Source organism: Chloroflexota bacterium (assembly GCA_026713825.1).
Classification (GTDB): Bacteria; Chloroflexota; Dehalococcoidia; order Lucifugimonadales; family UBA1127; genus UBA1127.
The window spans coordinates 37,216-63,943 of record JAPONS010000048.1 but is presented as its reverse complement, the minus strand read 5'-3'; the positions used below and the strand labels follow the sequence as shown (position 1 = coordinate 63,943).

At 65.9% G+C, this 26,728-nt stretch carries 30 protein-coding genes; 7 read left to right on the top strand and 23 right to left on the bottom strand.

Going from position 1 to position 26,728, the window contains the following annotated elements; translation table 11 throughout:
• Positions 1–383 precede the first annotated feature (383 nt).
• On the bottom strand, positions 384–1,250 hold the full coding sequence (locus OXC99_05855; protein ID MCY4624505.1) for a thiamine pyrophosphate-dependent enzyme: 867 nt from the start codon (positions 1,248–1,250) through the stop codon (positions 384–386).
• Complete coding sequence (locus OXC99_05850; protein ID MCY4624504.1) at positions 1,247–2,962, bottom strand: 2-oxoacid:acceptor oxidoreductase subunit alpha; 1,716 nt, start codon at positions 2,960–2,962, stop codon at positions 1,247–1,249. Before OXC99_05850 ends, OXC99_05855 begins: the two co-directional genes overlap by 4 nt.
• A gap of 447 nt (positions 2,963–3,409) precedes the next feature.
• Here OXC99_05850 and OXC99_05845 point away from each other — a divergent pair, with 447 nt between their 5' ends.
• The gene (locus OXC99_05845; protein ID MCY4624503.1) at positions 3,410–3,931 is read left to right on the top strand and encodes a DUF3090 family protein; all 522 of its coding nucleotides are present in this window, start codon (positions 3,410–3,412) and stop codon (positions 3,929–3,931) included.
• Between the two features lie 43 nt (positions 3,932–3,974).
• On the opposite strand, the gene OXC99_05840 is transcribed toward OXC99_05845, so the two are convergent.
• Positions 3,975–4,451 carry a hypothetical protein gene (locus tag OXC99_05840; protein ID MCY4624502.1) on the bottom strand — a complete coding sequence of 159 codons (477 nt, stop codon included), beginning with the start codon at positions 4,449–4,451 and terminating at the stop codon, positions 3,975–3,977.
• Positions 4,452–4,816: 365 nt separating this feature from the next.
• Positions 4,817–5,476, bottom strand: coding sequence for a histidinol phosphate phosphatase domain-containing protein (locus OXC99_05835; GenBank protein ID MCY4624501.1), 660 nt, complete (start codon positions 5,474–5,476; stop codon positions 4,817–4,819).
• A 107-nt stretch (positions 5,477–5,583) separates the two neighbouring features.
• Between OXC99_05835 and OXC99_05830 the strand changes: the two genes are divergently transcribed.
• Positions 5,584–6,420: a sulfurtransferase gene (locus OXC99_05830; GenBank protein MCY4624500.1), complete on the top strand. Its 837-nt coding sequence runs from the start codon at positions 5,584–5,586 to the stop codon at positions 6,418–6,420.
• 27 nt (positions 6,421–6,447) lie between these two features.
• Entirely contained in the window at positions 6,448–6,837 is a 390-nt protein-coding gene (locus OXC99_05825) for a hypothetical protein (protein ID MCY4624499.1), read from the top strand.
• Positions 6,838–7,328: 491 nt separating this feature from the next.
• On the opposite strand, the gene OXC99_05820 is transcribed toward OXC99_05825, so the two are convergent.
• From OXC99_05820 to OXC99_05805, 4 genes are read right to left on the bottom strand one after another with little or no spacing between them, the layout of a single operon-like run.
• Positions 7,329–8,009: a hypothetical protein gene (locus tag OXC99_05820; GenBank protein MCY4624498.1), complete on the bottom strand. Its 681-nt coding sequence runs from the start codon at positions 8,007–8,009 to the stop codon at positions 7,329–7,331.
• Positions 8,006–8,881, bottom strand: a complete 876-nt coding sequence (locus tag OXC99_05815; protein MCY4624497.1) for a hypothetical protein — start codon at positions 8,879–8,881, stop codon at positions 8,006–8,008. Before OXC99_05815 ends, OXC99_05820 begins: the two co-directional genes overlap by 4 nt.
• Positions 8,882–8,891: 10 nt before the next feature.
• Positions 8,892–9,647: a DNA/RNA nuclease SfsA gene (sfsA, locus tag OXC99_05810; GenBank protein MCY4624496.1), complete on the bottom strand. Its 756-nt coding sequence runs from the start codon at positions 9,645–9,647 to the stop codon at positions 8,892–8,894.
• Positions 9,648–9,653: 6 nt separating this feature from the next.
• Positions 9,654–11,063 carry an FAD-dependent thymidylate synthase gene (locus OXC99_05805; GenBank protein MCY4624495.1) on the bottom strand — a complete coding sequence of 470 codons (1,410 nt, stop codon included), beginning with the start codon at positions 11,061–11,063 and terminating at the stop codon, positions 9,654–9,656.
• Between the two features lie 315 nt (positions 11,064–11,378).
• Between OXC99_05805 and OXC99_05800 the strand changes: the two genes are divergently transcribed.
• Positions 11,379–11,756 carry a hypothetical protein gene (locus OXC99_05800; GenBank protein ID MCY4624494.1) on the top strand — a complete coding sequence of 126 codons (378 nt, stop codon included), beginning with the start codon at positions 11,379–11,381 and terminating at the stop codon, positions 11,754–11,756.
• A 19-nt stretch (positions 11,757–11,775) separates the two neighbouring features.
• On the opposite strand, the gene OXC99_05795 is transcribed toward OXC99_05800, so the two are convergent.
• From OXC99_05795 to OXC99_05785, 3 genes are all read right to left on the bottom strand, one after another.
• A complete protein-coding gene (locus OXC99_05795) occupies positions 11,776–12,150 on the bottom strand; it encodes a DUF5615 family PIN-like protein (protein ID MCY4624493.1) in 375 nt (124 codons plus the stop codon).
• 4 nt (positions 12,151–12,154) lie between these two features.
• The gene (locus OXC99_05790; protein ID MCY4624492.1) at positions 12,155–12,400 is read right to left on the bottom strand and encodes a DUF433 domain-containing protein; all 246 of its coding nucleotides are present in this window, start codon (positions 12,398–12,400) and stop codon (positions 12,155–12,157) included.
• 181 nt (positions 12,401–12,581) lie between these two features.
• Positions 12,582–14,351 carry a nitrite/sulfite reductase gene (locus OXC99_05785; protein MCY4624491.1) on the bottom strand — a complete coding sequence of 590 codons (1,770 nt, stop codon included), beginning with the start codon at positions 14,349–14,351 and terminating at the stop codon, positions 12,582–12,584.
• Positions 14,352–14,664: 313 nt separating this feature from the next.
• Here OXC99_05785 and OXC99_05780 point away from each other — a divergent pair, with 313 nt between their 5' ends.
• A complete protein-coding gene (locus OXC99_05780; GenBank protein ID MCY4624490.1) occupies positions 14,665–15,375 on the top strand; it encodes a chlorite dismutase family protein in 711 nt (236 codons plus the stop codon).
• 11 nt (positions 15,376–15,386) lie between these two features.
• Entirely contained in the window at positions 15,387–15,584 is a 198-nt protein-coding gene (locus tag OXC99_05775) for a hypothetical protein (protein ID MCY4624489.1), read from the top strand.
• Between the two features lie 314 nt (positions 15,585–15,898).
• On the opposite strand, the gene modC is transcribed toward OXC99_05775, so the two are convergent.
• The 3 genes from modC to modA all read right to left on the bottom strand — a co-directional run bounded on the left by modC (position 15,899) and on the right by modA (position 18,528).
• Positions 15,899–16,990 (bottom strand): molybdenum ABC transporter ATP-binding protein, encoded by a 1,092-nt coding sequence (gene modC, locus OXC99_05770; GenBank protein ID MCY4624488.1) that lies wholly within the window; start codon positions 16,988–16,990, stop codon positions 15,899–15,901.
• A 2-nt stretch (positions 16,991–16,992) separates the two neighbouring features.
• A complete protein-coding gene (gene modB, locus OXC99_05765) occupies positions 16,993–17,661 on the bottom strand; it encodes a molybdate ABC transporter permease subunit (protein MCY4624487.1) in 669 nt (222 codons plus the stop codon).
• Between the two features lie 75 nt (positions 17,662–17,736).
• The gene (gene modA, locus OXC99_05760; protein MCY4624486.1) at positions 17,737–18,528 is read right to left on the bottom strand and encodes a molybdate ABC transporter substrate-binding protein; all 792 of its coding nucleotides are present in this window, start codon (positions 18,526–18,528) and stop codon (positions 17,737–17,739) included.
• A gap of 122 nt (positions 18,529–18,650) precedes the next feature.
• Here modA and acnA point away from each other — a divergent pair, with 122 nt between their 5' ends.
• Positions 18,651–21,350, top strand: a complete 2,700-nt coding sequence (gene acnA / locus OXC99_05755; GenBank protein ID MCY4624485.1) for an aconitate hydratase AcnA — start codon at positions 18,651–18,653, stop codon at positions 21,348–21,350.
• Positions 21,351–21,431: 81 nt separating this feature from the next.
• Here the strand turns inward: acnA and OXC99_05750 are convergent, their stop codons facing one another.
• From OXC99_05750 to purQ, 9 genes are all read right to left on the bottom strand, one after another.
• The gene (locus tag OXC99_05750; GenBank protein ID MCY4624484.1) at positions 21,432–21,734 is read right to left on the bottom strand and encodes a ferredoxin family protein; all 303 of its coding nucleotides are present in this window, start codon (positions 21,732–21,734) and stop codon (positions 21,432–21,434) included.
• Between the two features lie 105 nt (positions 21,735–21,839).
• Positions 21,840–22,139 carry a ferredoxin family protein gene (locus OXC99_05745; GenBank protein ID MCY4624483.1) on the bottom strand — a complete coding sequence of 100 codons (300 nt, stop codon included), beginning with the start codon at positions 22,137–22,139 and terminating at the stop codon, positions 21,840–21,842.
• 102 nt (positions 22,140–22,241) lie between these two features.
• A complete protein-coding gene (locus OXC99_05740; protein MCY4624482.1) occupies positions 22,242–22,682 on the bottom strand; it encodes an Lrp/AsnC family transcriptional regulator in 441 nt (146 codons plus the stop codon).
• A gap of 175 nt (positions 22,683–22,857) precedes the next feature.
• Positions 22,858–23,367, bottom strand: coding sequence for a cytochrome c maturation protein CcmE (locus OXC99_05735; protein MCY4624481.1), 510 nt, complete (start codon positions 23,365–23,367; stop codon positions 22,858–22,860).
• A gap of 56 nt (positions 23,368–23,423) precedes the next feature.
• Complete coding sequence (locus OXC99_05730) at positions 23,424–23,996, bottom strand: hypothetical protein (protein MCY4624480.1); 573 nt, start codon at positions 23,994–23,996, stop codon at positions 23,424–23,426.
• Positions 23,996–24,913 carry a zinc metalloprotease HtpX gene (gene htpX, locus OXC99_05725; protein MCY4624479.1) on the bottom strand — a complete coding sequence of 306 codons (918 nt, stop codon included), beginning with the start codon at positions 24,911–24,913 and terminating at the stop codon, positions 23,996–23,998. The genes OXC99_05730 and htpX overlap by 1 nt, the downstream gene beginning before the upstream one ends.
• Before the next feature lie 157 nt (positions 24,914–25,070).
• A complete protein-coding gene (locus tag OXC99_05720; protein MCY4624478.1) occupies positions 25,071–25,556 on the bottom strand; it encodes a DMT family transporter in 486 nt (161 codons plus the stop codon).
• Positions 25,553–25,978 (bottom strand): DMT family transporter, encoded by a 426-nt coding sequence (locus tag OXC99_05715; GenBank protein MCY4624477.1) that lies wholly within the window; start codon positions 25,976–25,978, stop codon positions 25,553–25,555. Before OXC99_05715 ends, OXC99_05720 begins: the two co-directional genes overlap by 4 nt.
• Positions 25,975–26,670 (bottom strand): phosphoribosylformylglycinamidine synthase subunit PurQ, encoded by a 696-nt coding sequence (purQ, locus tag OXC99_05710; protein ID MCY4624476.1) that lies wholly within the window; start codon positions 26,668–26,670, stop codon positions 25,975–25,977. The genes OXC99_05715 and purQ overlap by 4 nt, the downstream gene beginning before the upstream one ends.
• Between the last annotated feature and the right edge of the window lie 58 nt (positions 26,671–26,728).

Genomic DNA, 26,728 nt, shown 5'->3' with positions numbered 1-26,728 from the left:
GGGGAGCAGGAATGACGGTAGCGGTTGGCGGGTTGTCGCGTAGGGGGCGGTTCCTTTCCACCATCCTGGATACCGGCTTCCGCCGGTATGGAGAGTCGGCGCAGGGGGTGTCGGCGTAGGGAGCTCAAGGCGAGGGCGCCCCACTGCCCCGCACCTCTGGATTCCTGCCTTCGCAGGAATGACGATGGGAGGGGGAGCAGGAATGACGGTAGCGGTTGGCGGGTTGTCGCGTAGGGGGCGGTTCCTTTCCACCATCCTGGATACCGGCTTTCGCCGGTATGGAGAGTCGGCGCAGGGGGTGTCGGCGTAGGGTGATCAGGAACGGAATAGCAGGAGGGGCGCCGAAATCGGCGCCCCTCTCCTTTTGCGTTTGATATGGGGGCTTAGATCATCAGGGCGTCGAATACGTCTTCTGCGCGGCGGGCGCGGGCGTTTACGGTGGCGTCGGCGACGCGCCGCTCGAGGGGCTTGGAGTTGGGGTCCTGGTAGATGAGGCCCAAGGGGAGGCCGGGGGCGTCGACCATGGCGAGAGCGGCGGATCGGTCGGCCGGGTCGTGGTCGTCGGGGACGTCGTAGATGACGGGGGCGACGCCCTTGGCCGGGTCGCCCTTGAGGACGTCGTAGGTGTTGTTGTAGGTCGTGCACGGGGACTGGACGTGGACGATGGCGAAGCCGGGGTGCTCCATGCCCTGGAGGATGAGGCTGGCCATGTCACGGACCTTGGCGGAGAAGCTGGAGGCGACGAAGGAGACGCCGAGGGTCATGTACAGGTGCAGCGGGCTTATCTGGGCCTCCATCTTGCCGTAGGGCGTGGAGGAGGTGATGGTGCCCTCGACCGTGGTGGGGGAGCTCTGGCCCTTGGTGAGGCCGTAGACGCCGTTGTCCATGACGACGACGCAGACGTTCAGGTTGCGAGCGGCCTGAGGGCCGATGTGCTCGCCGCCGATGCTCAGGAAGTCGCCGTCACCGGCGACGACGACGACGTTGAGGTCCGGGTTGCCCATCTTGACGCCCATGGCGAGGGGCAGGGAACGGCCGTGGATGCCGTGGAAGCCGTAGGGCTGCTGGCCCTCAAGCAGGTGGACGAGGTTGCCGGAGCAGCCGATGCCGGCGACGACGACGTTCTGCTCGATGGGCATCTCCGTCTTGACGTTCCACTGCTGCATGGCCATTTCAAGGGCCCGGCGGACGCCGAAGTCGCCGCAGCCGGGGCACCACTTGAAATCGTACTCGGGGTTCTTCTTGCTCATACGTTCACCATTCCTCTCGCACCAGCGCCCAGGCGCTCCTCGAGCTTGCTGGCCAGGTTGCTCACGTTGAAGGGCAGTCCGGTGTACTGGGTGATGGACTCCGCCTTGACTCCCAGGGACCGGAGGTAGCTGGAGAACTGTCCCTGGAAGTTCAGCTCCGGGACTATCACAAGGTCCTTCTGCAGGAGCTCCTCCAGGAGCTTGGCCGGCAGCGGGTGGAGGTACATGGTGTAGTACCAGGCGACGTTCAGGCCGTAGCCCTGCAGGACCTCATAGGCCTCTTCCGTGGGGCCCTTGGAGCCGCCCCAAGGCATGACTGCGACGGGGCTGTCCGTGTTCCGGGACTCGTAGTAGCCGTCCTCGAGCAGCTTCAGCTTGGAGAAGCGGCGTTCCATCATGTGGACATGGCGCTCGGGGAGGTGGGTGGTGTCGCCGAAGGGGTCGTGCTCGCTGGCGTTTGCGATGTAGGGGCCGGGGCCACCGGGGATGGGCATGGGGGAGATCTCACGGGCTTCGTAGCGGAGGTAACCGTTGTCGCCAGTGTAGACCTCTCGATTCTCCACATGGACCTTGGAGACGTCAGGCCGCGGGATGTTCTGGGCTCGCTCTGCCAGCATTTGCTCGCTGAGCATGATGACGGGGCCCTGGTAGCGCTCGGCCCAGTTGAAGGCAGCGACGGTGGCGTAGAAGCACTCCTCGACGGTGCCGGGGGCGATGACGGGCATTGCGGAGTCGCCGTGGGCCGGGTGGAGGGCCACCTGGAAGTCCGACTGCTCGGTCTTGGTGGGCAGGCCGGTGGCGGGGCCGCCGCGCTGCACGTTGACGAGGACGTAGGGGATCTCGGTCATCCAGGACATGCCTACGGCCTCGCTCATGAGGGAGAGGCCGGGGCCGCTGGTGGCGGTCATCGCCTTCTTGCCGGAGTAGCCGGCGCCGATGACGGCGTTGATGGCCTCGATCTCGGAGCTGGCCTGGTAGGCGAAGTTGCCCTCACCGGCGAGGTTGCGCTCCATGAAGATGAGGATTGGCGTGGCGGGGGAGATGGGGTAGCCGACGTAGAAGTTGATGCCCGCCGCAAGGGCGCCGGCCGAGACGGCCTCATTGCCCTTGATGAGGATCTGGGGGTACTCGGGCTTCACGGGCGGGGCCATCTCGGCGAGGGTGAAGCCGCTGGCGGCCGCGTGGCTTCGGCCGAGGAGCATCGCCTCAATGTTGGAGCGAATGATCTCCTCGTCACCGGCGCGGCCACGGGTGAAACGCTTGGTGACGAACTCGTCGAGGAACTCCTGGGGCATGTTGACGAGGTGGGCGAAGGCGCCGATGACGACCATGTTCTCGGCGCGGGCGTTGCCGGTGGACTTGGCCAGCTCCTCGAAGGGGATGCCGAAGCTCTTGCCGTCGCCGTCGAGCTGGAAGTCACCGAGGTTGTAGATGATGACCCCGTCCCCCGCCACCTCTTCCTTGTGGGTGTCGTAGGCCTCGCGGTTGAAACAAACAAGGACGTCGATCTGGTCGCCCGAACTGCGCACGGGCCTCGTCGAGATGCGTGTCTGCGTCCACGTGGGACCGCCGAGGATCTGGGACGGGAAGGTGGAAAAGGTCTGGACGTGGAAACCTGCCATAGACGCCGCTTGAGCCAGTCCGTCGGCGGAGGTGACCATGCCCTGACCGCCCTCTCCCGCGAACCGGATGATGAAATCGTCCCGCTTCAATTGGACCTCCCATGCATTGCTGCGTTCCCGGCTATCGCGCCGACTGCGGCCCGCTACTCACGCAGGTGGAGTAAGGGGCCGTCGATTCCGGAGCGTCGTTTGCCGCCGCAACACTACCTCACGGCGAGCGTCAAAGTAGAACTCGCCCTTCCAAAACCCAACAGTCAAAGTAGCATTGCGCGGAGTGCGTGTCAACACGATTTCGTATGTGCAGAGCTTCACAATCGCACTTGAATCACGAAATTCGTAACGCTGTGATTCAGGCTCGGCGAAGTCGTGCCGCCGCTCGCACGCCGTAGTCGATTTGGGGAACCGCGCGGGATTCAACGGTCTTTTGCGAACTTGCGCTGTGGGCATCGCGGCGGCGGGCGCGGGTGACGGCGGGCGGCGCAGTACGGACGCCGCTATGCTATGATGCATCGGCAGCTACATACGGGGAGGGTCCGATTGCCTGGGACGAAAAACGACCTTGGACGCGCTATCACACTGACGGCGGACGCCGTCGGCGAGCCGGGCAGCCGCCGGTTCCGGCTGCTGGTGGAGGCCGAACACGGGGGCGCCTGCCTTTGGCTGGAGAAGGAGCAGCTCTTCCAGCTTGCGATAGCCATCCAGCGGCTGCTGTCGACGATGGACATGGCATCGGGCGGCGGGCCCGCCAGCGTTCCATCGCGCTCCGGCGACGCATACCACGAGTTCCAGGTGGGACGGCTGATGATCAGCGAGGATGTCCGCGGCCCCATCCTGAACCTGCTGGCCAAGGACCAGGAGGACGCCGATACCGCCGAAGCGACGGTGGGGACGCTGGTTGACATCGACCAGCTAAAACTGCTGTCGGAGCGTGCGCTGGAGGTGTGCGCAGCCGGGCGGCCCCGGTGTCCGCTGTGCGGGACGCCGATGGGGCCGGAGGGCCACCAGTGCGTACGCACCAACGGATACCACCGGGAGATGGTTGACGACATCCCCCGGTGACGGCCCCTCCCGGCCACTTTTCCGTGCCTACGCGTGTCTCGTCTTAGCGGTCCGGGTGCGTCGTCCACGGCGACGGAGGCGCCAGCCGCTCTCGCTCGACCTTCCGGCTGCTGCGCGCAATCGCCAGCGCGACGATGGCGGCGACGGCGCCCACCGCGGCCCCCAACGGCTGGAAGAACACATAGGGATAGCTGCCCTGCACGACACCCACGACGGGGGGAACGGCGGCTATTGCCGTGCCGGCGAGGGCGCCGATGCTGCCCCATATCAACTGCTCCAGCGTGGAAGCGAGACGCTCCTGAACCCGCTGGGTGCGGACAGCCCAGTCCGGCCAGTCCATGTTCGGGCGGGGCGGTTGAAGCTGGGGGCGAAAGCGGCGTTCCATCGCGGAAGCGCGCTCCTCCGGGGCCGCGTCCTCGGCCTCAATCTCGTCGGAGAAGCGCTCAGACGGGTGGCGGCCCAAAAGGACAGAGGAACCGCGGGAGCGGGTAAAAGCGGAATCAACACGCGGCTGTTGCATGAAACCCTCCTATCTACTCGATACTTCGGCGCGTCACGGTGTGGCCGTGCGCGGCAATTCCGGCTAGCACAGTATCCTAGCCTGTTGGTGTCAGTATACCCCCTGGGGTACAAAAGTCAAATTGCCTTGCATTTGGATAGCTGTGAGGGCCTGCGGGATTGGCCGGCCCAATACTCAGGGTTGGCAGGGGGCGGGGGGAGGGTGATGCCTGGGCAAGGGGGCGGCCCGCACCACGCCCCTATGGATTCCTGCCTTCGCAGGAATGACGCACGGGAGGCAGGAATGACGCGATGGGGGGGGGCGGGAATGACGGTAGCCGGGGGATGACGGCAGCGGGAGCGTTGGGCCCGGCTGTTCTTCCGGCGCTAGGCGGTGGCCTTGGAGAGGAGCGCCATCGGGTTGGTCTCCAGGATTGGGGTGAACTCCGCCTCCGAGAGTCCGGCGCCGATGACGATTTGGCGAACAAGTTCCTCAGTCAGCAGGTCGCCGGGGGCGTGGCCGTCGGAGTCGACGACGAGGTTGGCGCCGACTTCCATCGCGGTGCGGGCGACGTGGCCGTTGGTGAGGCTGTGGCCGGCGCGGGCGGAGAGCTCGAGGTAGATGCCGGCCTGGCGCGCGATGTCGGCCTCCTCCTCCGTGATCATGCCGGGGTGGACGAGGATGTCGACATCGGGGCTCTCCAAGGCGGCGCGGTTGGTGCCCCTGGCGACGGGTTCCTTGATGGTCTCACCGTGGACGAGGACGATGCGGGCGCCGTTGGCCCTAGCGCGGCGGGCGGCCTCGGCGATGCGGTGCGGCGGGACGTGGGTGAGCTCGACACCGGGGACGGCGGTGATGCCCATGTTCTCGGTGGCCTCGGCGCACTCCTTGACGAGGATGTCGAGGACACGCTCCTGGTCGTTGATGCCGGCGTGGTCGGTGACGGCGATGGACGTGTAGCCGTTGCTGACGGCGCGCCGGATGAGCTCTATCGGCGAGAGCACGCCGTCGCTGAGAAACGTGTGGGTGTGAAAGTCAAAGAGCATGTGTCCTCCCGGCCTGCCGGCCGCAATTGCGTTCGCGCTTCCATGATAGTGCATATGCGGGGGGCGTGTGGAGTATACTGGCGACATTCCGCACCGGGAGGTGGTTGGTGACTCAATCAACCGCAGGCTACACGAGGCCGGAGCTCCTTGCCGAGCCCGACTGGCTGGAGGAACACCTGGACGACCCCAACGTGCGCGTCATCGACTGCGCGACGTTCGACCTGTACCAGAAGGCGCACATCAAGGGCGCCGTGGGGCTGAGGGTGAACCCGTTCATCAAGGACGCGAACGACTCGCTGCACGTCATGCCGCCGGACCAGTTCGCGAAGCTGATGGGAGACCTGGGCGTCGGGCCGGACACGACGGTGGTGTCGTACGACACGGCAGGCGGCGTGCCGGCGTGCCGGATGTGGTGGGCGCTCAACTACTACGGGCACACCAACGCGAAGGTGCTGAACGGGGGCTGGGAGCGGTGGTTCCGCGAGGGACGTCCGATTTCCCGGGAGGTCGCGAGCCCGGCGGCGGCGACGTTCACGCCCGTCGTGGACGACTCGGTGCTATGCTCGCTGGACTACGGGAAGGCGCATGTGGGGGATGGCGGCGTCATCTTCCTGGACGTGCGATCGGACGGGGAGTGGACGGGCGACAACTCGCGCGGGAACAAGCGCATCGGGCACGTGCCGGGATCGGTCCACCTGGAGTGGACGAACTTCATGAACCCGGAGCCCAACCGCTCGTGGAAGACGGCGGAGGAGATCCGGGCGCTGCTGGACGCGGCGGGGGTGACGCCGGACAAAGAGGTGATCACCTACTGACAGGGCGGCATCCGTGCGGCGCACGGACTGCTGACGCTGCGGCTGGTTGGCTACGACAACGTCCGCAACTACGACGGCTCTATGGGCGAGTGGGCGAACCTGGAGGACACGGCGCTGACGACGGACTAGAGAGCTGCGGACGGTACGGCCCTCGCCATGAGAGAACCTCGCTACTACCTGGCTGTGTTCGGCGACCCGACAAAGCCGGGGCACGTGACGGTGGAGGAGGGGCACTTCGGCGTGAATGCCGGGTGGCCCAAGGGCATCGTGCCGGGGGACCTCGTGCTGCTGTACTGCACGGGCGGGTATGCCCGGTACCCCAAGAGCGTGCCCGGCCTAGGCGTTGTGGAAGACGTCGACCACCGGCAGCAGTCATTCACCTTCGAGTACGAGCGGCTCTCGCAGCCTGTGCCGCTGGATGACCTGCGGCTGGTGTTCGAGGCCGTGGACGCTCGGAAGCTCGACAACATCCGGTTCAACAACCACTGGCTGTTCGAGATTGGGGCGGCGTCCTTCTTCGCGGCGGTGGGCGGGGTGATGGACTAGGGCATGCGTTGAGTAATTCGAGAGTGAGTAATAGCAAACTCAAGGGACGGAGGATGGCTTGCTCTGCTTCATTGCGTTCCATGGGAATCCAAGGGGAGACAATAGAACTAAGGTAGGGTCCGGTAGATATCCTGTCCACAACGTGTGGCCAGATGGGATAGCCCAAGGAGACTACCTCCTCCTGTACTGTTTCGAAAACTACAAAGAATATGCTAGCTGCGCCCCCGCAGTGGGCTTGGTCTTAGACGCCGACAAGTCAACCAAGTTGATCCGCTACTCTACACGGTGGATGAAGCCTGCACTTCCTCGTAGTGAATTGGAGCAGGCAATGCGTGAGTTCAACGACGTTGCAGTGCTTGCCAAGTTAACAATGCCCCGTTCAGGCGCGAAATGGGTCTATGAAATTGACCGACAGGCCTTCCAAAAACTGACTGAGGGACGATTGAGCACACCCTAATCTCAAAGGATCTGGTCGAGCGTGCAAGTGCAAATCATCCCACATCTCCAATGCCCGTCGGGCAGAGGTCAAGCAGGGGGCACTCGGCGCAGCGGGGGGCCCGCTTGCGGCAGACTTCCTTGCCGAGGTTGTCGAGCAGCGCGTGGTACTCGTTGTAGAGATGGGCGTCGGGCAGGAGGGCGTCCATGAAGAGGCGGCGGTAGCTCTCGTAGCGCTGTTCCGGGGCGGGCGCGCCGAGGCGTGTGAAGATGCGGAAGGTGTAGGCGTCGACGACAAAGCTGGGGGCGTTGGCGGCGTAGAGGACGATGTCGTCGGCGGTCTCCTCGCCGATGCCGTAGATGCCGAGGAGCTCTGCCCGGAGCTCCTCCCACGGCTGAGCAAGCATTACGTCAAGTTCGCCGTTGTGGTGGTCGTAGACGTGCTGTGCGAAGGCCTTGAGCTTGCGGGCCTTGACGTTGAAGTAGCCGGATGAGTGCACGAGCTGGGCGAGCTGCTCCTGCGGCGTTTCGTGAATGCCCTGCAGCGAGAGGACGCCGGCCTCCCGGAGGCGGGCGAGGGCCAACTCGACGTTGGTCCACGCGGCGGACTGGGTGAGGATGGCGCCGATGCAGACCTCGATTGGGGTTTCGGCGCCGGGCCACCAGTGTTGCGGGCCGTAGGCGTCGAAGAGGCGCTGGTAGACGTCCATGAGGAACTCGCCAGTTGGCGGAGTCATGCGCGCCACCACGTCTCGGTCTCGCGCTGGAGGACGGCGAGGTCAGGGTACTCGCGCTCGACGCGGGCGACGTAGGCCTCGGCTTCGGCTTCGGACGGCGCGAGGTCCTGAGCGGGCGCCTGGACGTCGTAGACGGAGCGATCCTGTGGCGGCAGGGCAGTCTCCACCCGCAGCGGCTCCCAATGGCGAACCCTCAACGCGCGGCTGTACACGGCTTTGTAGGTCTCGGGGTCGTAGCCGATGTCGACGGGCGGCGGGTCGCCGCGCTCGGCGGCGACCTGGGCGGCCGCGACGAAGAGCTCGGCCCAGAGGATGCGGAGGACGCCGGGGATGGCGTCGTTTTGTTCACGCTCGTGGCGGGGGCGCTCGGTTGTGGCGGCGCGGGCGGCCTCGATGGCGCGGCGCACCTCGACGGTGGGGACGGGGACGAGGAAGCGGGTCGAGCCGGAGCTGAGCGCGGGCTCGGCGGCGTCGGCGGCGGGCCTGGCGAGCTCGACAAAGCGGTGGCCGACGAGGGGGGTCTCGCCGGCGAGGAGGGCGCCGTCGTCCGCGTGCTCGGCTGCCCATGCAGCGACGGCGTCGCGCGCCCAGAGGCCGGCGGCCTTGCGGAGGACGGCGTGGGTGATGCCGTTGGTCTCGGGATAGCGAGCCAGCAGGGTGGGCGAACAAATTGGGCAGCGGGCGACGTCCCACTGCAGCAGGTAGACGGCGCGGCCATCGGCGTGGGCGGATTCGGCGAGCTCTCTGAGCAGCAGGCTCTTGCCCACGCCGGGGAGACCGGCGATGAAAAGCATGCGGTGGGTGTGGGCGATCTCTCGCAGCCGCGCGAGGTGCGGCGCGTCGTGCGGGTGGGTGTTTGCGTTCTCCAGCATGGCTTCCATGTTACAGCAACACGGGCACTTCACCGGCGATTGCGATGGACTCGCGGGTGACGGCGCAGGTGAAGGCGTAGGCCTCGACGCCGGCAGCGACGGCCTCGCGCAGGGCTTCGCCGAAGAGCGGGTCGTTGGCGTCGTAGGGCGAGAGGGCGCGGGCATCATCGCGCTGGACGACGAAGACGGCGGCGGCGCGGTGGCCCTCCTCGACGGCGCGGACGAGGGTTGTGACGTGGCGACGGCCGCGGTCGGTGGGCGCGTCCGGGAAGCGGGCGAGGCCGTCCTGGACGAGCGTCACGGACTTGATCTCGACGTAGCACAGCCCGTCCGGCGATTCGAGGAGGAGGTCAAGGCGGCTGTCGTGGTAGCGGACCTCACGGCGGGCGTTGGGGTAGCCGTCGAGGTGGGGGAGAGTGCCGTCGCGCCAAGCCTCCCACACGAGGGCGTTCGGGAGGCGGGCGTCGGCGGAGACGAGGGTGCGGTTGGGGGGAGGCTCGCTGCTCGCAGCATAGGACGCCGGGCGCTCGCGGATAGCGGTGTTGGCGGGGCGGTCGATGGCGACTAGCGAGAGGTCGTAGCGGGTCTTGCGATGGGCGCCGGGCATTTCCGTGAGGTAGCAGAGGTTGCCGGGCTGGAAGAGCTCACGCATTCGGCCGGAGTTGGCGACGTGGACGGTGACTTCGCGGCCGTCGAGGGAGACCATCGCGGCGAAGCGGTTGAGGCGGCAGACGAAGCGGGCCGCGAGGAGCGGGGGGAGGCGCATGGGACGCTACTCCCGCAAGTTGATGAACTGGAGGAGTGTCGGGTGGACTTGCGCCACGGCGTCCATTGCCTGCTGTGCGGCGTCGCGGATGGTGAAGTGTGCCTGGGGCTGCGTGCGCAGCTTGAAGTAGTGATAGCACTCCCGGAGGTTCATGCGGGTGAACAACCGGCGCAGGTGGGCGTGGGTCACGGCGTACTCGGCGAGCCTGGGCGACAGGGCGGCGACGCAGGCGTAGGCGTTGGCGGAGACGTCCATGGCCTCGCGGTAGGACGCAGAGAGGCCGCTCTGCCGGATGAGATCCGGCTCCACGTAGCCCTCGGCGACGGTGAGCGGCTGGGGGAGGTACGACTGCATACGGTGGCGCTTGAACTCGCGGTAGGCGCCGTAGTCCATGAGGTACTCGAAGGTGTACTCAATCTGCTCGAGCTCGCGGACGGTGGGGTCGTGGGGGCCGAGGCTGTCGAGGGCGGCGGCGAGCACCGCGGCGCGGTCCTCGACGGACAGATTCCCGGCGCGGGTGCGGACGGCTTCGTAGGGCTCGTGCGCGTTGCGGTAGAGGAGGGCGGCGACGAGACGGGTCTCGGCGTCCGCGGGGTAGTCGACGAGGCGGGCCTCGACGGAGCGCGGGCCGGGCAGTGCGGGCGGCGGCGGCTGGAGCGCGGCCGACTGCGCCTGCAGAGCCTCGCGGCTGCGCACGATGTACTCGTTGCGGTCTGCGTAGCGGACGAGGGTGGGGGTGATGGTCCTGGCCTGCTCCTTCATCTCCTCGCCGACCTCTCGCTCCTCCTGGAGGTCGGAGGAGAGGAGCTTGCGGACGGCGTGCTCAAGGGAGCGGGTGTTCATGGTGACGCCGACGTTGGTCAGGGTCGACGCGGGGAGGACGAAACGGCAGACGTCGGTCGCGATGCGGCGGAGGCGGAGGCGGTAGGCGCCATCGCGCTCGCCATCGCGCTGCGGGTGGACGGCAGCGAGGTAGGCCTGCGTACGCTCGACGAGGTCGTGGTAGAGGTCGAAGAGACGCTCACAGGCGGTGGCGTAGGCGGCGCGGAGGTCCGGGGCGGCGTCGAGCTCGGGCGGCGTGTAGAAAGCGTTGCGTTCAAGGACCTGGTAGCGGGAGGACTTTTCCGTGTACGAGGCGAGGCGGTTGTCCTCCAGGGTGTCGCAGGCGAGGCGGGAGACGTTCTCCACGGCGAGGTGGACGATTGCGTGCTCGGCGACGGAGGCGTGGCCGTAGCCGAGGACCCAGCGCTCATGGAAGTCGGACGCCTTCTCAGCCGTTACCATGTCCTTGATCTCGTCAAAGGGCTCCGGCCGACGCGAGGTCATGGCAAAGACGACGGCCAGCTCCTCCTCCGAGACCTCCTTTGGGTCCAGCGGATAGACGCGCCGGGTGAACGAGGCTTGATGGGTGGCCATGATTTCGTCCTGATGCTGCTGCCTGTGAATTCGTCCAGTGTACCCGACAAACAGACCGGTTGCGTTGGGCAGGATGGGCGGGGTTACAGGAATTCCGGCGCGTCCGACGCCTTTCGCTTGGCGCATATGGCGTTATTCCAAATCTTGACATTTACCCTTGATTGTGACTACGATTCGCGTATAGAGACCGTTGCTCGTGGCGGGCAACGGCGTACATCCCGGAAGCAGCCACTTCTACTATCTTCCGTACCGGCGTCTTCGCATTTGCAGGGCTCCGGGGACAAGGGCACAAGACGCGGAGCCCGGGGGTGGGCGATGCCTGAGCGATTCCAGCAAGAGATCGAAGAGATCCTGGAGCAGTCCGAGGCGCAAGCTCCACTGTCTCGACCCAAGCGGGCGCAGCGGGCCAAGGGCGACGGGCCCTCCGGCGCCGGCGGCGTCATTACGCCGGGACGCCTCATCATCGCCGCGGTGCTTCTCCTCCTGACGTTTGCCCTCATCTTCGACGGCACGCTGGCGACGGTCTTCCTGTGGGCTGGGCTGGTCGTCGGGGTCCTGGGGTACGCCTTCTTCTTCGTGCGGGCGGACAGGGCGGAGAACAAGCTGCACTGGCGAGGCCAGCCGGTGGAGTACGATGCGCCGCCGAGCGGGCCGTCGTTCTGGGACAAGCTGACGCGGCGGTTTCGGAAGTAGGGGTGGCGCTGGGTGTGTGCTACGTGCCGCCTGTTTCAGCGGCTTCAGAGGACCGAATGCGAACCCTGTTCTCCGTGACCACTATCAGCATGCCGTCACGCAGCGAGTCCGAGTAACCTTCAATCAAATCCTGCATTGCCGCAACCTTGTCCTGGACCCGCATGTCCACAATGCGAATGATGCAGGAATGAGGCAAGCGCCGGACAAAGACCAGTTCCCCAAAATCCTTGTCCTCAGTAACAAGAATCCGCTGCTCCGCCCTTGCCCAATCCAGAATCGCCTCATCGTCGGCTTGTGGGGCGGTCTCCAGCGCAGAGGCCACGTCATGGCCCCAACGCACCAGCGCGGCATGCATTGCATGTGAAGCTGCGCATACGTCCAGCAGGAACTTCATTGCACTACCGGATCGACATCCGGTCATGCACCTGCTCTCCGGACATGGAACGGTGCGCGAACAGCAGGCACGCCTGGATGTCCTCGCCCTCCAAGGCCGGATACTCACTCAAGATTGTGTCCGCGCTCTCCCCGGCGGCGAGCATGCCCAGCACATGTTCAACAGCGATGCGCATGTCCCGGATGATCGGCTTGCCGCCGAAAACCTCCGGGCGAACCGTGATCCGTTGGAGCAGCATGGCGTCCTGCATCTCGCGCTCCCATCTGTTCCAGCTTCGGTGTAGTGCCTGCGGCTAGCTTACCGAGTTGTGCGTCTCGAGGCAACTCGGCGCACTCAATGCACCCGGGACGCGGCCGCCGGAGACCCTTAGTCTAGAGCAAGAGGCCTCGGCTATGCGCCGGGGCCTCTTCGTGTTTCAGCGGGATGGTTGACTAGGCTGCGCACTCACCCTCGCCGCGCTCGACCTTGTAGAGGACGTCGCGGTTCCAGTCGATGTAGTAGTGGATGGTCTCGCGACCGAGCTCCGGCACAGTGGAGACGGGTTTCAGCAGATCCTCGTAGGTCGCCGCGCCGATGCGGTCGACGTAGTCGTTGAAGACTTCACCGCTGTTCCGGTGCTCCACGTAGTCGTCGACGATGAGCTTGATTGCTTCCTCGATGCGCTTGGACGGGACCTTGACGCGCAGGTGCTGGCCGATGCGGACGGGCTTGATCTGGCTGCCGCCGATGTAGACCTCGTAGGCGGGCACCTGGGCGCTGCCGACCCTGATGGCGGCGCCGTGGAAGCCGATGTTGCCGAGGTGGTGCTGGCCGCAGCCGTCCGGGCAACCGGAGATGTTGATGCGGATGTTGCGGGCAAGCTCGTCGTGGGACTTGTAGTCGCTGAGGGCGTCCCACAGGTTGCCGGCTAGGCCCTGTGAGGAGGTGATGCCGAGGGCACAGCTCTCGGTGCCGGGGCAGGAGACGATGTCGCTCAACTCGTTGGCGCCGGGCTCGGCCATGCCGACGGCGACGAGCTTCTCGTACAGGACGTGCAGGGCGTTGTTGGGGACCCACTGGAGCGTCATGTCCTGGCGCAGCGTCATGCGGATGCTGCCCGCCAAGTCGCGGGAGATGTCGGCAAGCTGGAAGAACTGCTCATCAGTGACGTTGCCGAGGCGGAGCTTGATGAAGACCGCGCTATAGCCGTCCTGCTTCTGCCCGATGACGTTGCTGCCGAGCCAACGCTCAAAAGCGGGGTCATCATTCGGGAAGGGCGGGTAGTCGGCGGGAGGCGGCGGCGTGGGGTCCTCGTACTCACCGGCGGAGAGCTCGTCGAGGTCATAGGTGACGTCCGCGAGCTCCTCTTCCATGACCTTCTCGACCATCTCGCGGAAGGCGTCGATGCCGATGCGGTTGATGAGCACCTTCACGCGGGCCTTCATCTTGTTCTTGCGGAGCTCGTCCGCGGCGTTGAAGACCCGCAGGCATGCCTCGGAGACCTTGAGGAAGTCCTCGACAGGCACGAACTCGTAGAGCTCCTGGGCGATGAGCGGCTGGATGCTGGTGCCGCCGCCAACGACGATGCGGAAGCCCTTGCGCTCGACACCGTCGATCTCGCGGATGACGGCGTGGAAGCCGATGTCGTGGATGGCGGTCATGACCCAGTCGTGGGTGCAGCCGCTGAAGGCAGTCTTCCACTTGCGGGGCATGTTGTTGGTGAAGTCGCGGCGCACGAAGTTGCGCACGTATGCGACGGCGTATGGGCTGGGGTCAAAGACCTCCTCCGGGCAGACGCCGGTCAGCGGGCAGCTGGTGACGTTGCGGACGGTGTTGCCGCAGGCCTCTCGGCTGCCGAGGCCGGTCGAGCCGAGGGTGCGCATGACCTCCGCGGCGTCGTCCAGGTTGAGGAAGTGGTACTGCACGTTCTCTCGCGTGGTGATGTGGCCGCGCTTGAGCGGCGTGTAGTCGCGGGCGATGCGGCCGAGGGACTCGAGCTGGTCGGGGGTCATGCGGCCGAGGGGCACCTTGACGCGCATCATCTGGTTGTCGGGCTGGCGCTGGCCGTAGACGCCCTGGCGGAGGCGGAAGGCGCGGAATTCGGCGGCGTCGAGGTCGCCGGAGCGGAACCGCTTGGCCTCGTTGTCAAAGTGGTCTATCTCTTCCGGAAGAACCGGGATGATGACGTTGGGTTGAAATCGGTTGTCAGAAGACGTGGTCATGGGCCCTCCTTTTGACTTCCAAAACAAAACCCCGCTCAGTTCATCGGCGAGCGGGGCTGCACCGGAATTGTGTTTCGGCTTACCCCGTGTGCAGTCGACAGCAACAGTTGTTGACTAATACGGTCACCATAGTGCCGTTAGTCTAGGGTTCCGTAGCTAACGTGTCAAGCGACGGGCTATCTGGGCGCGGTTTGGGGTTGTATGTGCAGAAATTATGTAATGTTCGAGCATCGCGCGGCCAATCGAAGCGGAAGATGCCGCTTGGTTGCCGCGTACGACTATAATGGTGGCTGAATTCTGCCCGGAGGACGGCATGACCGAGGCACAGCCCGTGATGCGGCGGCAGGTGGTGAAGTACAACTTCTACCAGGTGGACCCGGCGTGGCGCCGCCTGCCCGAGACCGAGCGGGATGACCACCGGCGGGAGTTTGCCGCCATGGTGGGCGAGTTCTCCGACCGCATCGAGGTGCGGACGTACTCGCTGGTCGGGCTGCGCGGGGACACCGACTTCCTGCTGTGGCTGCTGGGATGGACGCTGGACGGGATGCAGGAATTCGCGGCGGCGGTGAACGGCACGGGGCTCGGCAAGTACCTGCGGACGGCGTACTCGTACCTCTCGCTGACGCGGCCGTCGCCGTATGTGGACGACCACGTGCACGCGGGGCAGGAGGGGCGGTCCAAGGTGGTGCGGCCGCAGAGCGCCGACCACCCGTACCTGGTCGTCTATCCCTTCGTGAAGATTGCGGACTGGTACCAGCTTCCGCTGGAGCGGCGGCAGGAGATGATGAACCAGCACTTCACCATCGGGCACAAGTACCCGGGGGTGCGCAACAACACCACCTACTCCTTCGGCATCGACGACCAGGAGCATATTGTGGCGTTCGACGTGTCCAACATCGACGAGTTTCTGGACCTGCTGATGGAGCTGCGGGAGGCGGAGGCTCGGCCGTACACGGAGCGCGACACGCCGATCTTCACCTGCATCGCGCGGGGGCTGGACGACATCCTGAGAGGAATCGGGTAATGCAGCCGGACATGCTGAAGCACGCTCCGCGGGCCCTTATGTCAGTTGGGGCGACGCTGTTTGGGCTGGGTGTGCTGATCGCGCTCATTGCCGAAGGGCGTCCAGGGATCATCTACATCATGGGCGGTCTTGGGCTGTTGATGTTGGGCTTCGGGTTGACGGTGTACTTCTTCATCGAGGGCGTCGCAGGGAGGCGCACCGGGGGGTAGGGGTTAGCTGCTGCGGGAGAGCGTTCACGCCAGCAGCAGCCTTCTGGCTATCAGGCTATTTCAATCGCGAGCGTGACTTGCGGCGAGCTTTCTGGATTCCCGCCTTCGCGGGATGACGGTAGCAGTCGCGGGAATGACGGTAGCGATGGAGGGCGTCGCCGGGAGGCGCACCGGGGTATTAGAAGTGTCAGCGAGGGACTCAAGCTATTCACACGTAGGCGGGCAATTCACGAATCGCCCCTACGGACTCCCGCCCCGCCCCCCTCTGGATACCGGCATTCGCCGGTATGAGGGGTTGGGTGTCAAGGGGGCCTTTAACCCAGCACGATGATGCTGGTGGACTTGAGGACGAGGATCACCTCCGCGCCCGGTCGCAGCTCCAGGGACGATGCCGCTTCCGGCGAGAGGGCCGCGAGGACCGTCGCGCCCGCGTCCGCCGAGACGAGGACGCTGTCACCCACCCTATCGATCGCGGAGACCGTCGCGCGGAGGACGTTGCGGGCACTGAGGCCGTGGGGCGGCTCGGCGGCGACGAGGACGTCGGAAGCGGGCACGGACACGGCGATCTCCTCGCCCTCCTGGCGGTCGACGGCGGGCAGCCAGAGGGTGAAGCCGGCGAAGGCCGCCTCCGTCAGGCCGCTGTCCGGGTGATGGCCAACCACACGCCCCTCCAGCAGCGTCTCCATGTGCGCGGGCTCCAGCAGGGGCAACACCGGCGTCTCATGCAACACTTTCCGTGGCGAATCCAGCGCGACTTGCCGGCCCTTGTCGAGCACGAGGGCTTGCTCTGCGATTGCAGTAACCTCCGAGAGGGCGTGGGAGACGTAGACCATCGGGATGCCCGTCTCCTTGTGGACGGCACGCAGGCGGCGGAGGATGCGGCCTCGCGACGGCAGGTCGAGGGAGGCGAGGGGCTCGTCGAGCAGAAGCACCTCGGGGGAGGCGGCGAGGGCGCGGGCGAGGGCGACGCGCTGGCGCTCGCCGCCTGAGAGGGTGGCGGGCATGCGGTGCAGGAGGGGCTCGACCTCGAGGATCCGCACGAGGTCGTTGGGCTGCAAGTAGCGGCGCTGCTTGGGCGTGTGGTTGTAGCCGAATAGGATGTTCTCCCGCACTCGCAGGTGGGGGAAGAGGAGGCCGTCCTGGTGCACGTAGCCCACTCGGCGCTTCTCCGGCGGGCGGTTGACGGACAGGAAACGGTTCTCGTTGGAGAAGAGGGTGCGGTCCCAGAGTTGCAGCACGCCGGAGTCGGGGCGGGCCGTGCCCGCGATGCAGTTGAGCGTCGTGCTCTTGCCGCTGCCGGAGGGGCCGAATACGGCGGTGATGCCCGCGGTGAACGAGGCGTCGAGCTCCAAATTGAAGCCCGGATAGCTCTTGCGAAAGTGCAGCTCAAGGTATGGCTCGCCCATGACTACGCCACCGCCTTCTTGATCAGCCACCGGTGCACGAGCAATGCGGCCAGCGCCAGCACGAGGGAGAAGACGATGAAGCGCACGGCCGCGTCATCGTTGCCGGTCTGCAGGTTGGTGTAGATGGCGAGGGGGAGGGTCTGGGTGGAACCGGGGATGTTGCCCGCGACGATGATCGTCGCGCCGAACTCGCCGAGGCCGCGGGCGAAGGCGAGGAGCGTGCCGGCGGCGATGCCACGGAAGGCGAGGGGGACGGTGACGCCGGTGAAGACCTTCCAGCGGCTCGCGCCGAGGGGGCGGGCGGCCATCTCGATGCGGGTGTCGACGCCGGCCATGGCGACCTCCATCGAGCGCACCATGAGGGGCAGGGCGACGAGGCCGGCGGCCATCGCGGCGGCGAACCAGGTGAAGAGGAGCTCGACGTCGAGGCTCTGCTGCAGCCCGGCGAGGGGGCCGCTGCGGCCGAGAAGGAGAAGGAGCGCGTAGCCGGTGACGACGGGGGGCAGCACCAGCGGGAAGGAGACGAGGGTGTCCAGGAGCACCTTGCCGCGCATGGAGGTCTTCGCGAGGGCCCATGCCACCGCGAGGCCGATGGGCAGCCCGAGGAGCGTGCCGACGAGCGCAACGCGGAGCGAGAGGAAGAGGACGGAATACTCTTCAGGCGTTGGCAATACGGGATACCCTTTCGCAATGGGATGCACAAATGGTAGCGGGTGCGGGCGAGCGTGCCAAGGCGCAGCGGGTGTTTACGGGGCGGGAGACCGGGGCGTGGTGAAGCCGTGGGCGCGGAAGACGGCCAGCGACTCCTCAATGCCCAGGAAGGCCAGGAAGGTGGCGGCACCGTCGCGGTTGCCACTCTCGGCGAGGACTGCCGCGGGGTAGGTCACCGGGACGTGGCTCCCGGCAGGGAAGCGCCACAGATCGCGGACGCCCTCGGCGTTGGAGGCGTCGGATGCGTAGACGATGGCTGCGTCGACGGCGGCGGTGGCGGCGTACTGCAGGGCGGTGCGGACGTCCGGGCCATAGATAAGCTTCGGCTGAATCGAGTCCCACAGCCCCAGGGTCTCGAGCGCCTCCTGGGTGTAGACACCGGCGGGGGCCAGCGCAGGGTCGGCCATCGCGATGCGGCGCACGTCGTCGCCGAGGAGGTCCTCGGGGGTGACGATGGTTGCGGCGCCATCGACCGGGCCGACGAGCGCGAGGGCGTTGCCGAGCAGGTCGACGCGGCTGCCGGACGCCAGGAGGCGGGCGGACTCGACGTGGTCCATGGGGAGCTCGCCGGCGGAGATGAAGAGGTCGGCGGGCGCGCCGCGGACGAGCTGTTGGGCCAGCGTGGTGGAGCCGCCGAAGCTGAAGCGGACCTCGACTCCGTGCTCGGCGGCAAACGTGTCGCCGAGGGGCTGGAGGGCATCGGCGAGGCTGGCGGCAGCGAAGACGGTTATCGGGGGGCGCTCCTCGTCGGCGCATGCCGTCGCCGCGACGGCGAGGGCCATCGCGATGGCGAGGAGGATATGGGGCACGAACTGTCGCCGCCGCACGATTCGCTTCCTCGGAGCAGGTACGGGCATGGTAGCACAGCGGGTTGGGAGGGCACCGGGGCGGCTTCTGCGTGTGGTATAGTGCAGGTGTCCAAATTACCCCGCAAGAGGAGAATGTCCCCATGACCAGCCAGAGCTATCACGTTGGCGCCCGATCGACGTTGAGCACGCCGCAGGGCGACCGGGTCTACTACAGCCTGCCGCACCTGGAGAAGGAGGGCCTGACCAACCTTGACCGGCTGCCCTACACCATTCGCATCCTGCTGGAGAACGCGCTTCGGAGCGTGGACGGGTACCTGGTGGAGGAAGAGGACATCGCGGCGGTGGCGAGCTGGAAACCAAGCCAGCAGCCGGACCGCACCTTCCCCTTCATGTTGGCGCGGGTGCTGATGCAGGACCTGACCGGCATCCCGGCGCTCGTCGACCTGGCGGCGATGCGGAACGCGATGGCGCGGCTGGGCGGCGACCCGCAGAAGATCAACCCGCTCATCCCATGCGACCTGGTCATCGACCACTCGGTGCAGATCGACTTCTTCGGGTCGCAGGTGGCGCTGCAGCGGAACGTGGAGCGCGAGTACGAGCGCAATATGGAGCGGTACAGCTTCCTTCGGTGGGCGCAGAACGCATTCAAGAACTTCCGGCTGGTGCCGCCGGGCGCGGGCATCGTGCACCAGGTGAACCTGGAGTACCTGGCGGACGTTGTAACGGCACGAGAGACGTCCGACGGACTGACCATCTTCCCGGACACGGTCATCGGCACGGACTCGCACACGACGATGGTCAACGGGCTGGGCGTGCTGGGCTGGGGCGTCGGGGGCATCGAGGCGGAGGCCGTGCTGCTGGGGCAGCCTTACTACATGCAGGTGCCGGAGGTCATCGGGGTCAAGCTGAACGGCACGCTGCGCGAGGGCGTGACGACCACAGACATGGTGCTGACGCTGACGCAGATGCTGCGGGCGCGGGGCGTTGTGGAGAAGTTTGTGGAGTTCTTCGGACCCGGACTGTCGAACATCCCGCTGGCCGACAGGGCTACGGTAGCGAACATGTCGCCGGAATACGGGGCGACGTGCGGGTACTTCCCCATCGACTCCGTCACGCTCGACTACCTGCGGGGCACGGGCAGGGAAGAGGCACAGGTGGCGCTGGTCGAGGCGTACGCGAAGGCGCAGGGGCTCTTTCGCACGGACGATTCGCCGGACCCGGAGTACACGGACGTGCTGCAACTGGACCTTGGCGACGTGGAGTCAAGCCTGTCCGGGCCGCGGAGGCCGCACGACCGGGTGGCGCTCGGCGAGATGAAGCGGAGCTTCCGCAGCACCTTCCCGGACCAGACGGCGGGGGCGAACGGCAACATCCCGCTCACGGCGGACGCGGAGATCGAGGGCGAGACTCACAAGATTGGGCACGGGGCGGTGGTCATCGCGGCGATTACCAGCTGCACAAACACTTCCAACCCGTCGGTGATCATCGGCGCGGGACTGCTGGCCAAGAAAGCCGTCGAGAAGGGGCTGTCGTCGAAGCCGTGGGTCAAGACGAGCCTGGCGCCCGGGTCGCAGGTGGTGACCGACTACCTGGCAACCGCAGGGCTGACGCCGTCGCTGGAGGCGCTGGGGTTCCACACCGTCGGGTACGGGTGCACGACGTGCATCGGCAACAGCGGGCCGATGCCGATGCCGGTGGCGACCGCGACGGAGGACAACGACCTTGTGGCCGTGTCCGTGCTCAGCGGCAACCGCAACTTCGAGGGGCGCATTCACCCGCTGGTGAAGGCAAACTACCTCGCCTCGCCGATGCTGGTGGTGGCCTACGCCATCGCGGGGACGGTGGACCTCGACCTGTCGACAGAGCCACTCGGTGAGGATGAGGGTGGGCAGCCAGTGTTCCTTCGCGACATCTGGCCGTCGCAGAGCGAGATCCAGGACACCATCGCACAGTCGCTGAACCCGGAGATGTTCCGGTCGCGGTACAGCACGGTCACCGAGGGCTCGGACGCGTGGAAGGCGGTCCCGGCGCCGACGGGTGACCTGTTCGACTGGGACCTGAACTCGACCTACATCCGGGAGGCTCCGTACTTCCTGGACCTCAAGATGGACGTGGACGAGCCGACGGACATCCTCGGAGCGCGGGTGCTGGCGATGCTGGGCGATTCCATCACGACGGACCACATCTCGCCGGCGGGGGCGATCCCCGTCGACCGGCCGGCGGGGCGGTACCTGCTGGAGAAGGGCGTGGAGCCAGTTGACTTCAACATCTACGGCTCACGACGCGGCAACCACGAGGGGATGGTGCGGGGCACCTTCGGCAACATCCGGCTTCGCAACCGGCTGACGCCCGAGAAGGAGGGCGATTGGTCGGTTTTCCTGCCGAACGACGAGGAGACGAGCATCTTTGAGGCTTCCCAAAAGTACATCGAGAGTGGGACGCCGACGATGATCATCGCGGGCAAGGAGTATGGCTCGGGCAGCTCTCGCGACTGGGCGGCGAAGGGACCGAACCTGCTGGGCGTGTACGCGGTGGTGGCGGAGAGCTACGAGCGCATCCACCGGAACAACCTCGTGGGCATGGGCGTCATGCCGCTACAGTTCAAGCCGGGCGAGAGCGCGGAGAGCCTCGGGCTGACGGGGCGGGAGACCTTCGAGGTCATCGGCATCTCGGAGGGGCTGACGCCGGGGCAGACGGTGCAGGTGCAGGCCGTCCGCGACGACGGCACCCTGCTCGCGTTCGACTCGACGCTGCGCATCGACAACCAGGTCGAGATTGACTACTACAAGCAAGGCGGGGTGCTGCACACCGTGCTGCGGCGGCTGCTGCGCGAGGGGTAGCCGACTCAAAGACCAAGCACGACAGAAGCCCCGCCCTTAATCAGGCGGGGCTTCTCATGTTCGGAGGGATGCGCCGGGGGTCTAACCCTCGCCGATGTTGCGTGGGGCTTCCTGGGTGGCGACCCTGAGGGCGTCCATGTCCTTGCCCTCAAAGTAGTCATAGTTGATCTGGATGAAGGACTCCTCTTCCGCGGGGACCTGGTCCTCGGCGAAGATGGCGGTGACGGGGCAGACGGGCTCGCAGGCCGCGCAGTCGATGCACTCGTCGGGGGCGATGTACATCTGATTGTCGTCTGCGGTGGTGTAGATGCAGTCGACCGGGCAGACATCAATGCAGGCGCCGTCCTTCACGCCGACACACGGTGAAACGATGATGTAGGTCATGAGTTGGGAATCCCCCTTTCGGCTCTCTGTCAATTGGGCGCCGAGCGGCTACGCCTCAGCCGCCAATGCGCATATCGAGTATAGCACAGCGCGAATGCGCCTCGCCTACCCTCCGATGTTCCTCTTCGCCGTCTTGGTGGCCTGCTTGAGGAAGGCCATGTCCTTGCCCTCAAAGTAGGCGGCGTTGAGCTCGAGGAACTCCTTCTGGTCGGCGGGAATGCGGTCCTCGAGGAAGATGGCGTTGACCGGGCAGGCGGGGACACAGGCGCCGCAGTCTATGCACTCGTCCGGGGCGATGAACATCTGGTCGTCATCGTCCGTGGTGTAAATGCAGTCCACGGGGCAGACGTCGATGCAACTGCCTTCCTTCAACCCGATGCACGGAGTGACAATAACGTGAGTCATCGCGGGCGAGCCTCCTCTATTTGGGAATGTATTGAAGACGCACTCATGCGCCGAAACATCGGCGATTGTACCACACGCATTTCGTAAACGGGAGTAGGGCGACTAGAGACTGATTCCGTAGTTGCGCTTGAGGACCGTCAAGTTGACGAAGGTCTCTGTGCGCCGCACGCCTGAGATGGTGCCGACCTCCGACTTGAGGAAGTTGCCGAGATCCTCGGAAGAGGGGAGGGTCACCCAGCAGAAGATGTCGAATGAGCCGGTGGTGACGGAGACCCAGGAGCTCTCCCGCAGCGCCGCAAGCTGGCGGGCGACCTCGTCGATCTTGTCCGGGTCAACCTGGATGCCAACCAGCGCCTCAGTGTTGTACCCGAGGACCTCGGGGTCGGGCAGAGCGACGACCTTGATGATGCCCTCCTGGAGCAGCGACTGGAGGCGCCTGCGGACGGTGCCCTCACTCACGCCGACATCACGGGCGATGCGGGCGTTGCTGGCCCGGCCGTTCTCCTGAAGGATCTGGATGATCTTGCGGTCCAGTTCATCCATGCGACATTACCTCTATTGCAAAGTAGTACAACCATCGTACGAAGTCGCGACGAAATCTGTCAAATACTGGATGTTACAGTGATGTTACAATTCACGGCTCACGAAAAACAGGCGCGAATGTTCAGGATTGTTGCCGGCAGCCCGGCCGGCGACAGCGGCGAGGCGGTCACGGCCGCTAGCTGGACTCGATCTCCAACCGGGAGTAGTCAGGCTGGGTCTCCGCCTCGGCCTGGGATGCGTACTTGGAGGGGCACTTCACGATGACCTGGTCGGCATGGAAGACGCCGTCGGGGCCGTAGCTGCCCTCCGCGATGATCTCCGAGTGCTCGTTAAAGAAGAGGTCGGGCACGACGCCGTTGTACTGGGTAGGCAGGGTGTGGCTGCCGCCCTCGTCGGCGAGGGCGAAGCTGGCGAGGGTGCCCTGGGGCTCGCGCTCGAAGCTTTCGGGCACGAGCTTGCCGGAGACGCGGTTCTGGACACCGTAGGCGGCTGCGCCCTGCGTGCGGATCTCGTCTACGGTGAGGTAGTAGACCGTGGAGCCCTGGAAGGCGAGCCAGGCGAAGTAGACGAGCGCCCCAAGGAACAGCGTGCCGCCGATGATGAGACGGCCATGGCGGCGCAGCACGGAGCGGCGCTCCTCCTGGGGTTGTTCCACCGGGTATGCGGGCTGCAATGCGTTATCCATAGGCTCACATCAAGTATATCGGGCCGTAGCTGGCGGCGCAACGGACGGGCGATGTCCTAGATTGCGTCAAAGGGCGCTCCCCACAGGGCAAACCACTGCTCCAGCCGCTTCTCCACGGGGAGGTGCTCTGCGACTTTGGCGGCCAGTTCCATTTCGAGCTCATTGTTGCGGCGCTGGGTCTCCGGGATGGGGGCGAAGGGGTAGAAGGTCCCGCGCTTGAACGTGAAGATCCAGTGGACCTCCTGCCCCTGATAGGTAAAGGGGAAGACGGCCGCCAGCAGCATATCGCTGCCCCCACGCTCGATGAAGCTCTGGCCGATGACGTAGAGGCCCATCGCCATGTTCTCGAACTGCTCATCAGCGACCAGGACCCATCGGTAGCCGTACTCGTCCGTCTCGACTGCGTAGCGCGTGCCGGTCGTCTGCTGCCCGGAGTGCAACAGGCCGCGCACCTCCTGCTCGAGCTCCTCGAACGCCTCGCCGCCGGCGGGCTTGTAGGTGAGACCCGCGCGGCCGGCGCTGTACATCTGCAACGTCGAGAGCGTCGGCTCGGAGACGGCGATGGCGAGGATGGCGTCGCCGCCGGACGGCTGGCCGGAGTTGCCCTTACCCTTGCCGAAGAGGGGCATCAGCGCCGGCCCTCCAAGTCTTCAGCGAGCTGATGGAGGCGGGCGACGCGCTTGTCCATTGGCGGGTGGGAGGCAAAGAGGCCGGCGAGGGACTCGCCCTTGAGGGCGGACACGATAAAGAAGGCGTTGGCGGTCTCCACCTTGCGGAGGTCATCAGTGGGGATGCGCGAGATGACGCCGGAAATCTTCTGCAGCGCGGAGGCGAGCTTGGAGGGCGCGCCGGTGAGATGCGCCCCACCATGGTCGGCGGCGTACTCGCGGTAGCGGGAGAGGGCAAGGATGAGCAGGGTCGCAATGAAGTAGACGAGGATGGAGACGAGGTAGGCGATCATGAGGGCAGCGGCAAAGTTGCCTCCGCCCGCGCGATGGCGGCCCATGCCGCCGAAGAGGCTCATCCACATGAGCATGTTCATCAGCATGGCGGCGACCGTCGCAAAGAAGCTCGCCATGGTCATGACGCGGACGTCGTTGTTCTTGATGTGCATGAGCTCGTGGCCCAGCACGCCCTCGAGCTCGTCGTCGTCGAGCCTATCCCTGATGCCCTGGGTGACGCAGACGAGGGCGTTGGCCTGGTTGCGGCCCGTCGCGAAGGCGTTGGGGATGTTCGTCATGGCGACGGCGACCTTGGGCTTCTGCATGCCGGCGCGCTCGACGAGGCGGTCGATCATGGCGTGGAGCTGGGGTTCCTCCTCTGGCGTGACGACTTTGGCGTTCATGGCGCGCAGGACAAGCTTGTCCGAGGCGAAATACTGGATGCCGAGCATGACGGCCGCGATGATTATGACAAACTCGATGGGCATGCCGAGGCCGAACATGACGGTGACGAAGAAGAGGTAGAGGGCGGCCAGCATGAACATGGTGAAGTACATGCGGACCTGCAGGCCGCCGTCCCTTCTGTAGGTCCAGCGCGGGTTCATGGACATTCTTCCCCCCTGCGGCGCGGCATGCCCGTTGCGTCCAAAGCGCGCCGTTGTGACAGGTCCATTATAGCGTAACGGGATGGGCCGGGGCGGGGTAGCTGCTTCAGGAATGGCCCGATTCCGCCCCTCGGCAGGCTCGGGGCGAGCGGTGGGCCTAGATGTTCTGGCCAAGGCTGATGATGATGACGCCGGTAACCACCAGCACGGCGCCGATGAGCACTCGCGGGGTGAGGCGCTCCATGCCCCGGATGAAGATCTGGGAGAAGAGGATGGCGGTCAGGGGGTTCATTGCGAGGATGGGCGCGACCACGACAACGGGAGCGTTTGAAACGGCGAGGAACATGAGGGTGATGCCACCGCCCGCGGCCAAGCCGCCCAATGCGGCCCACACCCATGCTCGTTGCCGCGTCCCCTTGTCGCGGCGGACGTCGGGCGCGGAGATGACCGCCAACACCACGAGGCCGAAGCTCATCCCCAACGTGGCACCCAAGAGGGGCGGCGTGTCCTCCACCACCTGCTTCGCCAGGATGAGGCTGGCGCCATAGGCGAGGCACGCCGCTCCGGCCAGCGCGTACCCGATGACGTGCGATCTGGTGAGCCCAGACGGGCGTGCTTCGGGGGTCTGTTGGGGCGGCCTCATCGCCGTTCCGTCACAATCAGCAGCACGCCGGACAAGACGACCATCGCCCCGACGATGAGCAGCAGGTTGACCTCTTCACCAAGAAGGAGGATGGCCAGCAGCAATGCGGGGACCGGCGACGCCGATACGATGGGGACTGAGCGGCTGAGGCCGATGCGGCTGATGCTGGAGTAGTTGAGGAACCTGCCCAACAGGAAATTCGACATGCCGTAGAAGAAGACGGCGACGATGGCGCCAACGGTCATCGCGGTCAGGTCGCTCCAGTGCAGCACAAGTGACAGCGGTATGAGCAGCAGGAGTCCCGCAAAGAGCGAAAAGACGGCGCTGGTGGTCGGCCGCATGTCCCGCAACGCCAGGCGGATCCACACATTCGCCATGCCCCAGACCGTAGAGGCTCCCAGGGCAAAGAGGATGCCCGTCATGCGAAGGTACGCTCGCCGAGGATGGAGTGGAAGATGCGGAGGCCGTCGGCGCCGCCGAGGAGCGCGGAGGAGGCGCGCTCCGGGTGCGGCATCATGCCGAGGACGTTGCCGCGCTTGTTGATGATGCCGGCGATGTTGTTGAAGGAGCCGTTGGGGTTGGACTCGGCGGTGGGCACGCCGTTGGCGTCGGCGTAGCGGAAGACGACCTGGCCGTTGAGCTCGAGGTCGACGAGGTCCTTGGGGTCGGCGAAGTAGCGGCCCTCGCCGTGGGAGACGGGCATGCAGAGGGCGTCGCCGACGGCGCAGGCGCGGGTGAAGGGCGTGTCGGCGTTCTCGACGCGCAGGTGTGTCCACTCGTTCCGAAACTCGAGGTGGTCGTTGCGGAGAAGGGCGCCGGGGAGCATGCCGGCCTCGCAGAGGATCTGGAAACCATTGCAGCTTCCAAGGACGAGACCGCCGCGCTCGGCGTAGGTGACGACGGACTCCATGACGGGCGAGAGGCTGGCGATGGCGCCGGTTCGGAGGTAGTCGCCATACGCGAAGCCGCCGGGGAGGACGACGCAGTCGTAGCCGGTGAGGTCGCGCTCCCGGTGCCAGACGAAGCGGACGTCCTGCTCCAGCGACTCCTTCAGGGCGACACCGAAGTCACGGTCGCTCCATGTGCCGGGGAAGACCACCACGCCGAACCGCATGCATCCTCCGTTCCTTTGCCGAGATTAGCCGGGCGGTTGTTTCCTTGAAATAACCATG